11 protein-coding genes are annotated in these 14,665 nt (G+C 35.8%); 5 read left to right on the top strand and 6 right to left on the bottom strand.

Features of this window, described 5'->3' with window-relative positions; translation table 11 throughout:
• Nucleotides 1–78 precede the first annotated feature (78 nt).
• From dapF to LQV47_RS05535, 3 genes are all read left to right on the top strand, one after another.
• Entirely contained in the window at nucleotides 79–846 is a 768-nt protein-coding gene (dapF, locus tag LQV47_RS05545; protein ID WP_230034701.1) for a diaminopimelate epimerase, read from the top strand.
• Between the two features lie 31 nt (nucleotides 847–877).
• The gene (gene mltG, locus LQV47_RS05540) at nucleotides 878–1,903 is read left to right on the top strand and encodes an endolytic transglycosylase MltG (protein WP_230034698.1); all 1,026 of its coding nucleotides are present in this window, start codon (nucleotides 878–880) and stop codon (nucleotides 1,901–1,903) included.
• Nucleotides 1,904–2,034: 131 nt separating this feature from the next.
• Nucleotides 2,035–4,620, top strand: coding sequence for a TonB-dependent receptor (locus tag LQV47_RS05535; protein ID WP_230034696.1), 2,586 nt, complete (start codon nucleotides 2,035–2,037; stop codon nucleotides 4,618–4,620).
• Between the two features lie 45 nt (nucleotides 4,621–4,665).
• On the opposite strand, the gene LQV47_RS05530 is transcribed toward LQV47_RS05535, so the two are convergent.
• From LQV47_RS05530 to LQV47_RS05510, 5 genes are read right to left on the bottom strand one after another with little or no spacing between them, the layout of a single operon-like run.
• Entirely contained in the window at nucleotides 4,666–5,118 is a 453-nt protein-coding gene (locus tag LQV47_RS05530; protein WP_230034694.1) for an adenylyltransferase/cytidyltransferase family protein, read from the bottom strand.
• A 13-nt stretch (nucleotides 5,119–5,131) separates the two neighbouring features.
• On the bottom strand, nucleotides 5,132–5,896 hold the full coding sequence (locus LQV47_RS05525) for a methyltransferase domain-containing protein (RefSeq protein WP_230034692.1): 765 nt from the start codon (nucleotides 5,894–5,896) through the stop codon (nucleotides 5,132–5,134).
• 18 nt (nucleotides 5,897–5,914) lie between these two features.
• The gene (gene galE / locus LQV47_RS05520; protein ID WP_230034690.1) at nucleotides 5,915–6,934 is read right to left on the bottom strand and encodes a UDP-glucose 4-epimerase GalE; all 1,020 of its coding nucleotides are present in this window, start codon (nucleotides 6,932–6,934) and stop codon (nucleotides 5,915–5,917) included.
• Between the two features lie 9 nt (nucleotides 6,935–6,943).
• Complete coding sequence (locus tag LQV47_RS05515; RefSeq protein WP_230034688.1) at nucleotides 6,944–7,357, bottom strand: hypothetical protein; 414 nt, start codon at nucleotides 7,355–7,357, stop codon at nucleotides 6,944–6,946.
• The gene (locus LQV47_RS05510) at nucleotides 7,357–8,481 is read right to left on the bottom strand and encodes a DegT/DnrJ/EryC1/StrS family aminotransferase (RefSeq protein ID WP_230034686.1); all 1,125 of its coding nucleotides are present in this window, start codon (nucleotides 8,479–8,481) and stop codon (nucleotides 7,357–7,359) included. The genes LQV47_RS05515 and LQV47_RS05510 overlap by 1 nt, the downstream gene beginning before the upstream one ends.
• An 87-nt stretch (nucleotides 8,482–8,568) precedes the next feature.
• Between LQV47_RS05510 and LQV47_RS05505 the strand changes: the two genes are divergently transcribed.
• Nucleotides 8,569–10,173: a S8/S53 family peptidase gene (locus LQV47_RS05505; RefSeq protein WP_230034684.1), complete on the top strand. Its 1,605-nt coding sequence runs from the start codon at nucleotides 8,569–8,571 to the stop codon at nucleotides 10,171–10,173.
• A 153-nt stretch (nucleotides 10,174–10,326) separates the two neighbouring features.
• Here LQV47_RS05505 and LQV47_RS05500 read toward each other — a convergent pair whose 3' ends face one another.
• Nucleotides 10,327–12,861, bottom strand: a complete 2,535-nt coding sequence (locus LQV47_RS05500; RefSeq protein WP_230034682.1) for a phosphoenolpyruvate carboxylase — start codon at nucleotides 12,859–12,861, stop codon at nucleotides 10,327–10,329.
• A 267-nt stretch (nucleotides 12,862–13,128) separates the two neighbouring features.
• Here LQV47_RS05500 and LQV47_RS05495 point away from each other — a divergent pair, with 267 nt between their 5' ends.
• A complete protein-coding gene (locus tag LQV47_RS05495) occupies nucleotides 13,129–14,610 on the top strand; it encodes a serine hydrolase domain-containing protein (RefSeq protein WP_230034680.1) in 1,482 nt (493 codons plus the stop codon).
• The last annotated feature ends 55 nt before the right edge of the window (nucleotides 14,611–14,665 follow it).

The following is a 14,665-nucleotide window of genomic DNA, read 5'->3' as shown; positions in this document are numbered from 1 at the left end:
AAGAAAACGAACAGTTAACACTGTTCGTTTTTCATTTTAAATATATTAATTTTGCTTCTTTAAATTAGATAAAAAGGTATGGAATTTTATAAATATCAGGGTACTGGAAATGATTTTGTGATGGTAGATAACCGTGACCTTCAGTTTCCTAAAGACAAAAAGAATATTGAAAAACTATGTGACAGACGTTTTGGAATTGGTGCTGATGGCCTTATCTTATTGGAAAACGATGATCATTACGATTTCAAAATGGTATATTATAATTCTGATGGTGGAGAAAGTACTATGTGTGGAAACGGAGGAAGATGCCTGGTAGCATTTGCTTTTTTCCTAGATATTTTTGAAGATAAATGTAAGTTTATTGCTATAGATGGTGAGCATGAAGCGGAAATCCATAACGGGATCGTTAAATTAAAAATGATTGATGTAAATGCCATTTCTCATGACGGCAATGATTCTGTTCTTAATACCGGTTCTCCTCATTATGTAAGATATGTAGAGGATTTAGCAAATTATAAGGTGTATGCCGAAGGGAACGGGATCAGAAATTCAGAAAATTATAAAGAAAAAGGAATTAATGTCAACTTTGTGGAAAAAATTTCCGATAATGAAATTTTTGTAAGAACCTATGAACGAGGCGTTGAGGATGAAACTTACAGCTGCGGAACAGGAGTTACAGCTTCTGCTTTAACTTTTCTACAAAAAGACAATCTAACTTCTGTAAAAGTTAAAACGTTAGGAGGAAATCTGAAGGTATATGCTGAAAAAAACGGAGACTCCTTTCAAAGCATCTGGCTGGAAGGTCCTGCAAAGCAGGTTTTTAAAGGTAAGATAGATATTCTTTAGAAACCATAAACTTTTAATCAATAGTATAAGAATGAAAAAAGCTATTCTCATTGTCATTCTGCTGGTTTTTGTAATCGCAGGTTTTTTTGGATTGAGATTTTATAATAAGTACTTCGGAAACAACGTAGAAAAAGAAGGATATGTATTGATTCCTCATAAAGCGGATTTCAAACAGATCATGGATTCTATTGCTCCCCATTTAAAAGATAGGGAGTCTTTTGAAGCAGTGGCTAAAGATAAAGGTCTTACTACCGCTTTTAAAGCCGGGCGTTATCATATTCAGGAGGGTAAAGGCAACTCTGATCTTGTGAACATGATTAAAGCAGGTAATCAAACAGCCAATTCTTTCAGAATCGGAGATTTTGGAGATATGTACCAGATGATTGGCAAAGTGACTAAAAAAACGGAACTGGATTCTTTACATTTCGTAAAAGACCTTGATGGTATTTCACAGGAAAAAGGGTATAAAAATGTTGAAGATTTAAAAAAATATTTTTTCATAGATACTTATAACTTCTTCTGGACGGTAAGCCCAAGAGAGTTTTTTGCAAAATTTGAAGATCAGTATAATGAATTCTGGACCGGTGAAAGAAAAAATAAGGAGCAGCAGTCTGCTTTAACAAGAGATCAGATCTATGCACTGGCGTCTATTGTGTATAAAGAATCCGGAGGAAAGAAGGATGAAATGAAAACGATAGCAGGATTATACCTGAACCGTTACCGAAAAGGAATGAAGCTTCAGTCTGACCCTACGGTAATCTATGCCATCAATAAGCAGACTAATTTTAAAGAACCCATTAAAAGGGTTTTATATAAGCATTTATCAACTCCTTCTCCATATAATACCTACGCAAATGCAGGTATCCCTCCAGGGCCTATCTGTGTGGTGGACAAGAATTCTGTAGATGCTGTTTTAAACGCAGAAAACAATAATTATATATTTATGTGTGCTGATCCTGCAAAATTTGGATATCATAAATTTACGGCAAGTGCAGAAGAGCATGCTGTAAATGCAAAAGCCTATCAGGATTGGCTTAATTCAAAAAATATAAAATAGGCAAAGCAAGCATTTAAAAACTTAAACAGTAAAAAATAATACACAAATCATAATATCATGAGAATCAGAGCAATCTGAAGATCTATGGTATTAGGGGTATCCCTTCATGATTTTTATACAAAAAATAACCTATGAATAAGACGGAAATTGTCAATATTTTCACAAAAAAAACACTAGGGCTTACTCTGGTTCTTTCGGCAGCTGCTATGGCTTTTGCTCAGGAGAAATCAGATATTTCAGGAATTATTGTCAATAAGAAGAACCAGCCTGTACCTTATGCTTCTGTAACTTTTAGCAATAAAGCTAATAAAACATTAAGCGACGCTGTACTCACTGATGAAAAAGGGCAATACAAGCTGCAGCTTGTTCCCGGAGAGTATGACATTACAGTAGAAGCAATAGACTATAAGAAAAGCATAGTCAGTAAAAATATAGCAGCAAACGGAAATATTGGTGCGCTCTCCATAGAACCTGAAGCAACTACTACTCTGGATGGCAAAACTCAGGAGCTGCAGGGTGTTGTTATTACAGCAGCAGCCACTAAAGCCTACAAAGTAGAGCTGGATAAAAAGACTTATGACCCATCACAGGATATCGTAAGTAAGGGAGGAAGTCTTCAGGATGTTTTAAGTAATGTTCCTTCTGTTACCGTAGATACGGATGGAACGGTTTCTATGAGAGGAAGTACCAATGTAAAATTCCTCATTAACGGAAAGCCTTCTTCTCTTCTGGGAATTGATGACGGAGCTAATGCATTACAGAGTATTCCTGCTGATCAGATCGAAAGAATTGAAGTCATTACCAACCCTTCATCAAAATTTGAAGCAAGCGGAACTTCGGGTATTTTAAATATTATTCTTAAAAAGAGTAAAAAAGTAGGATTTAACGGAAGTGTAGTGGGTGCTTTAGGATATTTCCCAAGAACATCTCTGAATGCCAATTTAAGCTGGAGAAAAAATAACTGGACCTGGTTTATGAACGGTGGCGGAGGCTACACGGAAAACAAAACCAAGAGTAACTCAGAAACAACCTATCATAATATTGTATTCCCTGATATAGTTCCTGGTGTAGCACCAAAGGATGTACCTGTACATCAGCAGCAAAACTCTGTCAACAAAACTTACAACAAAAACTATAATATAAGTGCCGGTTTTGTATATGATATTTCTGAAAAAACATCATTAAATCTGACAGGATTAGTGAGAACTTTTGACGGTGACGGAAATGAACTTGTAAACACTTACGATACTTTTTACAGATATACAGGAGACGCTTCTAATCTTTGGAATCTCAAGAATCCTTATACCCTGAGAGATTCAAAAACGACCTTTAACAATCTTGCCTTCCAGGGAGATGTAGGTTTAGACCATAAATTTGATGATAAAGGGCAAAATTTATCATTATCTGTAAGTTTACAAAGAAACAGAAGCAATAATAATGCTGATATTCTGGAAAGTGTTGATTATGTACCTTCTGTACAGGATATTACCAGAAGACATTCTGTAAGCAAAACCATCATAGGTAAAGCAGACTATGAATTACCAATAGGAGAAAACTCCAAACTTGAAGCCGGCTACAGATTGGATATCAATGATAATACTTATGATAATTTTGTAAGCAGTACTTCTAATAACCCTCTTATTCCGAATTATAATAACAATACGGATTACAGGGAGATGTTCAATGCTTTCTATTTACAGTTTAAAAGTAAAATAGGAAGTCTTAGTTATCAGGTAGGATTAAGAGACGAGCTTTCAAATGTTAAAATCAATTACATCAGTCAGAACCTTGATAAGCCTCCATTAAATAAAAACAAGAATTACAATAATCTATTTCCAAGTGTATTCTTAAGCTATGATATATCCAAGAATAACCAGATCTTAGTAAACTATTCCCGAAGAATAGACAGACCGAGATCATTCTTTATGGTTCCTTTCCCCAACTATACCAATAACCAAAATATTTTTGAAGGAAATATCGACCTTAACCCATCGTACGTAGATTCTTATGAAGTAGGTTATAATATTACCAGAAAGAAATTTACCATCAACCCTACCCTATATTACAGGCATTCAACAGATGATACAAAGATGCTGGTATACAGACCGGATGAAAGACAGAGAGTTTTCTATACAAAGCCGGAAAACCTGGGTAATGATGATCGCTATGGTTTGGACCTGAACTTTACCTATGATCCTTTTGCCTGGTTCAAGATTATGGGTAGTGTAGATCTTTTCGGATATAAAACTACCGGAATCGCATCTTATGAAACAAGAGACATCAACGGTCTTAAGCAGGTACGCTCACTGGATTTTACAGGAAGTGGTTTCTCTACAAGATTACGTCTTAATACCACATTTAAACTTGATAAGACATTAAGTGTACAGCTGCAAGGTTTCTACAGAGGAGGACAAAAAACAGCCAGCCAGAACAGACAGGATATGTACGCATTAAACCTGGGAGCATCTAAAACGATCTGGAAAGGTGACGGAACTATTTCCTTCAACATTCAGGATATCTTTAATACAAGAGGTATGGAGACATTTAACTACAGTAATGACTATACACGCAGCAGCTATATGCAGTGGCAGCCAAGACAGTTTTCTATCTCTTTAACCTATAGATTTAAGCAGGGAGAAAAAATAGAACAGACTAAGAAGAAAAAAGACATCAATGCCAATGAAACCGGCGATGACCAGCAAGGTGGTCCGATGTAATACAAACAAAATCCCGAAAAGTACTTTTCGGGATTTTTTATTGTTTTATTTTACAGATTCTGTCTTTGTATCTTTTTCTTTTTCGGCTTCATAAATTCTTCGTCTAAGGTCGCTGGTAGAAAACCGGTGGTCTCTTTTGTTATAAAAGATCTCTATTCCTTTTTCTTCACAATAAGTTTTCCCGGTAAAATCTCTATCCATATAATCGTCTCCGATAATTCTTACATCGATAACAAAAGATTTCAAAATATCCAACAGATCTTCTTCTGTATAATAAGGGATAATCTCATCTACAGCATTCACAGCCTTCAGCTGAATATATCGTTCAACGATAGTCTGACTTGGCTTATTTTTGTTCGGACGGTCGTGGGACGGATCAATCTGAAGCCCAACGATCAAATAATCGCATACTGTTTTAGCTTCTTCAAGCATCTTAATATGCCCAGCGTGTAATAAATCAAATGAGGAAAATGTAATACCTATTCTCTGTGTCTTCATATTAATTTTAAAATTAAAACTTCGCTGAAATAAATGTTCTTTTAAATGGATAAAAGACCGGTGATTCAGGGAAGATGTTTTGTAATTCGGTTTTATAATCGTTTTTAAATTGTTCTTTCATATCATCGGGAAGCCTCTCAATATAAGGAAGCATAGCTGTTCCTGAAGCCCATGTAAATACAGCATCGGCATTGGCCAGAACATGAGGGAATACCTTTTCATAAACGGTGATTTCTCTGCCTTTATGATCAAATAATATTCTTGCATAGTCTTCAATAGGTAAAACTGTATATGCTCTTTCCCAGGAATTGTATGCTGTTTTATAAGGCTCCCTGCCTGCTGTTTTTCTAAGCAGCTGATGCACTACATATTCATGATTGGATGGAATCTGTACAGCTAATTGGCCACCTTCTTTAATTTTACTTATAATCCTTGGAAAAAGCTCCTTATGGTTATCACACCATTGAATCGCTGCATTGGAAATAATCAGATCATACCTCTCGGAAAGATGAAGCTGATCTTCGATACTCTTTTTCTCAAATCTCAGTCTGCTTGTTTCAAAATGAGCAGCTTTCTCCAGCATCTCTTCAGAAGAGTCTATTCCCAACACCTTGGAATCTTCAAGGTAATCTAAAAGCTTAGAAGTAAGTTCTCCGGTACCGCAACCTAAATCTATAACGGATAAACCTGATCTTGACTCAACGAGTTTCAGTAAATCAATAAAGGGAGCTGAACGCTCATCTTTAAACTGGTCATACACTTCAGGATTCCAGGCCATAGTATGTGATTTTAAGAGTTAATTTCTAGAATTCAGGTACTTCTGCCATTCCCAGGTTGTCCGTAGAGATTCTTCCAGGGATGTTTCAGACTTCCATCCAAGCTCTTTCTCGGCTTTACCCGGATCAGCATAGGCAATTGTAATATCACCTTCTCTTCTGGCACATATCTGATAAGGAACTTCTACATCATTTGCTGTTTCAAAAGCCTTGACAACTTCCAAAACAGATGATCCTCTTCCCGTTCCCAAATTATAAATATCTATCACGGCTTCTTCGGATTGATTCTCTATCAGTTTTCTTAAGGCAGAAACATGGGCTTTTGCAAGATCAACTACATAGATATAATCACGAACCGCAGTTCCGTCTTCTGTTGGATAATCATCTCCCCACACGCTTAGTTTCTCACGGATTCCTGAAGCAGTCTGCATAACATACGGGACTAAATTATTGGGAACTCCAATAGGCAGTTCGCCAAGTTTTGCAGAGGGATGTGCTCCAATGGGATTAAAATACCTCAATAATGATATTTTTCTGTGGTAGGCCTTTGCAAAATCAATCAGGATTTCCTCACCCATTTGTTTTGTTTTGCCATATACACTTTCAGGCATTTTTAAAGGAGTATTTTCATCAATTGGCATTACATCAGCTTGCCCATACACTGTACAGGATGAACTGAAAATAAAATTGGAAATTTCTCTATCTTTAAACTCCTGAAGGATATTAATAAGAGTAAACAGATTATTCTCATAATAATCCACAGGTTTTACCTGGCTTTCTCCCACCGCCTTATAAGCAGCAAAATTAATACAGCCTTCAATAGGGTGAGCCTCAAAAACCTGATGAAGCAGTTCTTTTCTTTTTAAATCAAAAGGATAAAAAACCGGCTTTTTACCTGTAATTTCCTCAATATTATTTAAAATAAATTTCTCTGAATGGGACAAATCATCTACAATAATGACCTCAAAGCCATTATTAAGAAGTTCTACCACTGTGTGGGAACCAATATATCCAAGTCCTCCTGTTACAAGTATTGCCATTTTTATTTTTTAATCTTCGTGTTTTCCTATGTTTTCTATTTCGTTAATTCCGCTGTTTACTCTCACTTTAAATATATTGACAATGGCTAAAATAAGAATAAATAAAATCCAAAATTTAAATCTGAAATTCCATACATCATAATATCTTCCACTTAAAGCCACTAATAGTATAGGATATCCCAGCGCAACTATAGCTAAAGATAAGCTAAGATTTAGAAATAAAACAGCTTTATTATATTTTTCAATCAAATTAATAAATGCAAATAAATTAATAACAATTGAAGTACCAATAAACATCGTTTTAAATATGCTGAAATCATCAAATAAATTCAGAATTGAAAATGATGATATTATAAAAAATAATAGACTCATTGCTACCGCTAAGTAATAAACCAGCCTATATTTAAATATCTTTTTTTTCATTACTTCATAAACTCAAGCACAGCATCTGTAATATACTTCAGTTGCTCTTCGTCTAATTCTGTATGCATTGGCAGAGAAACTACCTGATCCAAAAGCTTGTCTGTATTCACAAAATCAGCATCATTGCTTTCCTGGAAATAGGCTTTCTGCTTTCTCAATGCTACCGGATAATAGATCATAGCCGGAATTTCTTTCTCCGTTAAGAATTTCTGAAGTTCATTACGTTTTCCATTCAGGATTCTTAATGTATATTGGTGGAAAACATGAGTAGAGTTTTCGGATCTTTTGGGAGTAAGAATATTGGGATTTCCTGCAAATGCTTCATCATAGTAATCCGCGGCTTTTCTTCTCGCTTCGTTGTAAGAATCCAGGTGAGGAAGTTTTTTTCTTAAAACGGCCGCCTGAATACTGTCTAAACGGGAATTTACGCCTACTTCATCATGATAGTACCTTTCATACATACCATGGTTTACAATTCCCCTTAAACGGTGTGCCAGCTCATCATTATTGGTGAAAATAGCACCACCATCACCATAGCATCCCAGGTTTTTTGAAGGAAAGAAAGATGTTGTTCCCACTGTAGACATGGTTCCTGCATACTTTACTGTACCGTCAGAGAATGTATATTCTGCACCTATTGCCTGTGCATTGTCTTCAATAACATATAAATTATGCTCTTCAGCAATTTTTAAAATTTCTTCCATATTGGCACACTGTCCAAATAAATGTACAGGAATAATGGCCTTTGTTTTTGGCGTAATGGCTTTTCTCAATTCTTCTGTTGAGATTGTAAAAGTGTCATAATCAACATCTACCAAAACAGATTTTAATTTAAGAAGGTGTATCACTTCCACCGTTGCTGCAAAGGTAAAATCAGCAGTAATGACCTCATCCCCTTCTTTCAGATCCAATGCCATCAGGGCAATCTGTAAAGCATCTGTTCCATTCGCACATGGAATCACATGTTTTACGTCTAAATAAGACTCCAATTCATTCTGGAAAGACTTTACTTCAGGTCCGTTGATAAAAGCCGCAGAATCCATTACATTTAAAACTGCATTGTCTACATCATTTTTTATTTTGTAATACTGACTTTGCAAGTCAACCATCTGAATTTTTTTCATAAATAAATATTTGTGTAAAAATAAGGATTTTAAAATCCTATCAAAAATTTTATTGATTTTGTTTTTATCTTTATACAAAATAATACGATGAATAAAATTTTACTCTTTTGTTTATTAGCAGGTTATTCCATTTCTCAGGCCCAAACACAACTCGTTTTTGTATATTTCACAGATAAGCCCAATAAAGCCGCTTTTTTTGCCAATCCACTTTCAGAACTTTCTCAAAAATCCCTTGACAGACGTACTGCACTGGGAATATCGCTTGATGATAAGGACGCTCCTATTGAACTTTCTTATCTCCAGAATCTGCAAAATCTGGGATTCACGGTTACCGATTATTCCAAATGGCTGAACGGAGCCGCTGTGAATGCCACTCCAGCTCAAATAGCAACTTTACAGGCACAGCCCTTTGTTTTATCGGTTCAAAGTTTTGCAAGAAACAGTTCCGGAGTTCCTAAAATAAAGCCTGTTGATAAATGGAAAAATACTTCCGGCACCGGTAAAACACTTACAACTTTTGATTATGGATCAGGAACAGCACAGATAGACCAGCTCAATATAAGACCCCTTCATCTGGCAGGATATACAGGAACAGGAATTTCCATAGCTGTTATTGATGCAGGATTTCCTTTTGTAGATACCGGATCTGCATTCTCAAGGCTGCGGACCAATAATCATATAAAAGGAGGTTATGATTTTGTGACTAAAACCAATGACATTTATAATATTTCTTTAAGTGAGCATGGTTCTGTGGTTTTGGGTGCTATGGGAGGTTATTTGGAAAATACATTTGTAGGATCTGCTCCTAATGCTGATTTTTATCTTTACCGCAGTGAAAAGGCTGGAGTAGAAATCCCGGAAGAAGAAGTATATTGGATTGAGGCTGCTGAGGAAGCAGACAGAAAGGGCGTAGAAATGATCACCTCTTCTCTGGGATATAGTGTTTTTGATGATTCCCAATACAATTACACCTATGCAGATATGAACGGAACAACTTCTTTTATTGCAAGAGCGGCACAAATAGCTGCCGAAAAAGGAATATTTGTTCTTGCTGCAGCTGGAAATTCCGGGCTGGAACCCTGGCATTATCTGTTAACACCGGCAGACAATGCGAAAGTATTCACAGTTGGAGCTGTAGACTCTTCGGGGAACTCTTCAGGATTTTCTTCTTATGGGCCTAATTCTTTGGGAACAATAAAGCCTGATGGAAGTGCCCAGGGCACAGCCACCACTACAGTTAATAATAACACCACCATTATTCTCAACGGAACTTCTATTGCGACCCCCATTGCAGCAGGTGGTACCGCTTGTTTCATTCAGGCATTCCCAACGATGGACAGAGATCTGATGAGGACAAAGCTGAGACAAACAGCTTCTCTTTACCCCAACCACACCGATCAGATGGGATATGGTATTCTGAATTTCGGAAGTTTATATAATTCAGTATTAAGCACTTCGGAAACTGCCAAAAAAGACAACTCTATCATCTATCCGAACCCTGCTAAAAATATCCTGAATGTAAGAACTGAAAATGAAGTAACCTCATTGGAAGTTTATGATCATTTGGGAAGACTGATCAGGAAAAACAATAAACAAAAATCTATAAAGGTGGAAGATTTTGCAAAAGGGGTTTATTACCTTAAAATTCAGTTGAAAGACAGGTTTCATTTTGAAAAATTCATAAAAGAATAATATTTTTTTAATCTGTAATGCTTATAAATATCGTCCTGCCTTATTATAGAAATTAAATTACGGCTGAAACCATTAGGCCTAGGTTAAAAATAAAAAAAACGGACATAAGCCCGTTTTCTGATATCTATTTTCACTGTATTGTAAAAAATTACATTACGCTGAATTTCTGCTTGCATTAATATTTCCGAATAAGGAACGGGTCACCAGCTTTTCATAGGCTTCTTTATTGCCTTCCCCTTTCTGGATTTTCATTAAAGCATACTGCTGAATACTTAGCAGCGGAAGTACAATTTTTTCACGGATTTTAACCGACTTTCTGGATAAAGGATCTTCCTCCTGAAGCATTTTAAAACCTGTTAACTCCAGCATAATCTCTTTTGAAAGTTCATATTCATCAAAAAGAATATTCCAGAATGCACCGAATTTAGGATTATTTTTAATATAATAGGTTAAAGGAAAATAAGACTTGTTCATACTCATCATAGAGTTTAACACTAAAGTTTTAAAGAAATCAGAACCTTTATACAGTTCTCTTACTTCTTCAAACCTTCCCTTCTCTTTCATCTGCTGCATAGCATATCCAAAACCAAAGAATCCGGGAACATTTTGCTTTAATTGTGACCATGATCCCACAAACGGAATGGCTCTTAAATCTTCAAATTTCAGTTCGTTTCCATTTCCTCTTTTGGAAGGACGGCTTCCTATATTTGTTTTTCCATAATATTCCAGAGTACTCATTTCCTGCAGATAGGGAACAAACATGGGATGAGCCTTAAGATCTGAATATTTCTGATAGCTCATATTGGCCAGTTCAATAATTAATGCTCTTTCTTTTTCGGTAAGGTCTTTTTTTGCATTTTTAAATACATCATTTTCAACTCCGGCGGTCAGAAGCTGTTCGAAGTTGTATTTTGCCTGTTCTTTGTTTCCAAAAATACTGGTAATGGTTTGCCCCTGAATAGTGAGTTCAATTTTATTGTTGGCAATTGTTTTCCCCTGTGAAGCGTAGAAGTCATGGGTCTTCCCTCCTCCTCTTGCCGGTGGGCCTCCTCTTCCGTCAAAAAATACAACTTTGATGTTATTCTCTTCAGAGAGTTTCGTAAGAAGTTCTTTTGCCTGGTAGATTTCCCAGTTTGCTTTCAGATAACCACCATCTTTTGTGCCATCAGAAAATCCAAGCATAATAGTCTGTTGGTTTCCTCTTTTTTCAAGATGCTTTTTATAAACTGGATTCTGATATAGCTCGCTCATTACATTTTTAGCGTTGGCAAGACCTTCCATGGTCTCAAAAAGCGGAACAATATCCATATTGATCTCTTCATCTCTGTATCCACAAATTTTAAAGAAAGCATATACGTTCATGACATCTTTCACCGCATCAGAATTGGAAATAATGTAACGGTTCATACCTCTTAATCCATTCAGACGCTGAATTTCCGAAACCTGTGATACCGTTAACAGAGTATCCTTTACAATATCTTCAAAATCATCTGCATTTACTTTCTCCGGGATCTGAATCAGTGTATTGAATTTCTTTTCCGAATCAGCTTCTTCATTTCCATATATTTTGGCAAAAACATCATCTATTACCTTCTGATGGATCCTGCTGTCTTGTCTGATATCTAAAGTTGCAAAGTGAGTTCCAAAAATTTTCACACGGTCCCTGAAGTTCGCCAAAAGATCTAAAAACAGAGAATTATGCTCATTAATTAATATTTTCTCTGCTTCATCGGCTCTTTTTAAAATATCTTCTGCCGTAATACTTTTACCATCAAAAATAGCAGTATACAATTCTTCACTTAGCTGAGTCAAAACCTCCGAAACCCCTCTAAAACTCAATCTTCTTCTGATAAATTTCAAATGGCTGTAATAGGATTTTAAAATTGCAGAGCGAAGTTCTTCCGATACTCTTTTGGTAACATCAGCTGTTACAAAAGGATTCCCGTCTCTATCTCCTCCCGGCCAGAAACCAAGCTGGATAATATCTTCATGCAGGTGGAAATGTCCGTTTCCAAAAGTTTTTTTGATCTTCGTAAACAGTTCACCAATGGTATCATAATACACATATCTTAAATAGGAAATAATACTCAGAGCCTCATCTATGGGCGTTGGTTTTTCCTTATTAACAAAAGGTGTTTTTCCAAGCTGCTGCAAAAGGGTATCAATCTGTGTGACAGAATCACTGGTGATCGCTCCTCTTAAATCCTGAATAATTCTCTGTACTGAGCTCGGATAAAATTGCGTAGGGTGAGCTGTAAATACAACCTTGACCGTAAAATCCTTTAATTTTTCGCGTACCTTTTCAATTTTATGATCCTGGAAAGAACGTTCAAAAAGGTTGGTCACCGTTCCGCTGTCACTTTCGGAATGAAGGTTAGGAAAGGCAGCGTCCTCAATACTGTCAAACAAAACAACCTGTCTTTCTATATATTGAATGATTTTAAAAAGAAGCTCCAGTTTTTGTTCCTCCGTCTGAAGGTCTGTATGATTCTTAAAAAATTCTTCTACAATTTCCTCAGGAGTTTTTCCTGCTTCATAACCGGTTCTGCTTTCCTCATAAAGAAACGGAAGAAGCATCCCGATATTGGTCATTTTATCATAAGGCAGGCTCATAAATAATGAATTGTAAATCTGGAATTTATTTTCCACAATCTGCCTGAATTTTTCTGCGCGTTGGTCGTGTATCATATAACAAATGTAAGTGATTTTGGAATTAAATTAATTGACAAATGACAAAAAATTTAAGAATAAAAAGCAAAAATTAATGTTATTTTTTGCTTAAAAATCAATTGGTTTAAGTGCCATTGTATAATTTATATAATAAGCTTCAATTCCAGCACAAGTAAACAGATCGGATAATTTGAAATATAAGTAATATATTGACCATTTATATTTATTTACAGAAGGATTGTAATAAAGTCGGTTTCCAGAGTGTTTACTTATAAATCAATTCACATGAAGATTCTAATAACCTCAGTATTTTTTTCATTATTATTAAATGCATCTCTATTTTCGGGACAAGCAGCACAAAATACCTCCGACAGTATAGATATCTTTATTAAAAGTAAAATGGAACAGCTGAGAATTCCCGGACTTCAATTGGGGATTATCAGAAATGGGAAACTTGAGAAAATGACCAGTTATGGGTTTGCTAACATTGAACATCATGCCGTGACACAAAACCAGACTGTCTTTTCCATCAATTCCATGACCAAGGCATTCGTAGGGGTTGCCATATTACAGCTACAGGAACAGGGAAAATTAAAAACAGATGACCCAATTTCAAAATACCTTAATGATATCCCGGAGAAATGGAAAACAATTACTATTAAACAATTATTGAGTAATACATCCGGCCTGCCCAATAACATTGATGAGAAAGAGCAGGTATTGGGTGACGGAACGGAAGAAAAGAACTGGGAAATGGTGAGGAAACTTCCTATGGAGTCTGTTCCCGGAAGTAGGTTCAGTTATAATCAAACCGGTTATTATATTTTAGGAACAATAATCACACAACTTAGTGGAAAACATTTCACAAAATTTATTGAAGAAAATCAATTCAAACGCTGCCAAATGCTTATTACGCAATTTGGAGACTCCAACGATATTATTGAGAACAGTGCAGGAGCATATTCTACAGTAATTAATAAAGACGGCAAATGGATTAATGATAGAAATCTTCACAATGTATTTGTTAATTTTCCCATTTTTTTCCGGACGGCTACGGGAATTCTTTCTTCTGCTGAAGATATCAGCAAGTGGCTTATAGCATTACAGGATGGAAAACTATTTCAACGTGAAAAAAGCCTAAAAGAACTTTTCACCACAGTAAAGCTCAATGATGGAAGTATTGGAGGTTTCAACAAACTGACAAATGGATATGCTTTGGGATGGCCAACAGTTGTAAGATCTGAACATCCTGCCGCAGCTCCTGTAGGCGGTATGCGTTCAGCACTTTTTGTATATCCTGAGGATCGTTTATCAGTTATCGTTTTAACCAATCTGCAGGGAGCAAATCCTGAATGGTTTATTGATGAAATTGCAGGATATTACATTCCTGATATGAAAATTGAAAATGGTTTTGGACTAAGCCCTAATATGAAGCTTCTTTATCATCAGGCCACACAGGATGGATTTCAGAATATTGAAAAAGCCTATCAGAAGATAAAGAAAAAACAGAAAAATTTCACAGTATCTGAAGATGACATTAATGCCTGGGGCTACCAATTTATGGGTAGAAATCTAAAAGATAAAGCTCTTCAAATTTTTAAATTCAATACAATACTTTTTCCCAACAGCTCAAATGTATATGACAGCTATGGAGAAATATTGGATGCGTTAGGACATAAAAAAGAAGCTATTGTGAGCTATAAAAAATCATTACTCCTTAATCCTGCTAATACCAATGCGGCCAATTATTTAAAAGACAATGAATAATCTTACCAATAGAAACTATCTTTAATTGACAAATGACAAAAAAGATTCATCTTCA

The organism is Chryseobacterium sp. Bi04, from assembly GCF_918698085.1.
GTDB lineage: Bacteria > Bacteroidota > Bacteroidia > Flavobacteriales > Weeksellaceae > Chryseobacterium.
Note: the sequence above shows the minus strand (reverse complement) of the source record. Positions and strands in the feature narration are given on the sequence as shown.

Coding starts and splice junctions, on each gene's coding strand:
- LQV47_RS05505 (WP_230034684.1), top strand. CDS start 8,569: ATGAATAAAATTTTACTCTTTTGTTTATTAGCAGGTTATTCCATTTCT.
- dapF (WP_230034701.1), top strand. CDS start 79: ATGGAATTTTATAAATATCAGGGTACTGGAAATGATTTTGTGATGGTA.
- LQV47_RS05510 (WP_230034686.1), bottom strand. CDS start 8,481: ATGAAAAAAATTCAGATGGTTGACTTGCAAAGTCAGTATTACAAAATA.
- mltG (WP_230034698.1), top strand. CDS start 878: ATGAAAAAAGCTATTCTCATTGTCATTCTGCTGGTTTTTGTAATCGCA.
- LQV47_RS05530 (WP_230034694.1), bottom strand. CDS start 5,118: ATGAAGACACAGAGAATAGGTATTACATTTTCCTCATTTGATTTATTA.
- LQV47_RS05515 (WP_230034688.1), bottom strand. CDS start 7,357: ATGAAAAAAAAGATATTTAAATATAGGCTGGTTTATTACTTAGCGGTA.
- galE (WP_230034690.1), bottom strand. CDS start 6,934: ATGGCAATACTTGTAACAGGAGGACTTGGATATATTGGTTCCCACACA.
- LQV47_RS05500 (WP_230034682.1), bottom strand. CDS start 12,861: ATGATACACGACCAACGCGCAGAAAAATTCAGGCAGATTGTGGAAAAT.
- LQV47_RS05535 (WP_230034696.1), top strand. CDS start 2,035: ATGAATAAGACGGAAATTGTCAATATTTTCACAAAAAAAACACTAGGG.
- LQV47_RS05525 (WP_230034692.1), bottom strand. CDS start 5,896: ATGGCCTGGAATCCTGAAGTGTATGACCAGTTTAAAGATGAGCGTTCA.
- LQV47_RS05495 (WP_230034680.1), top strand. CDS start 13,129: ATGAAGATTCTAATAACCTCAGTATTTTTTTCATTATTATTAAATGCA.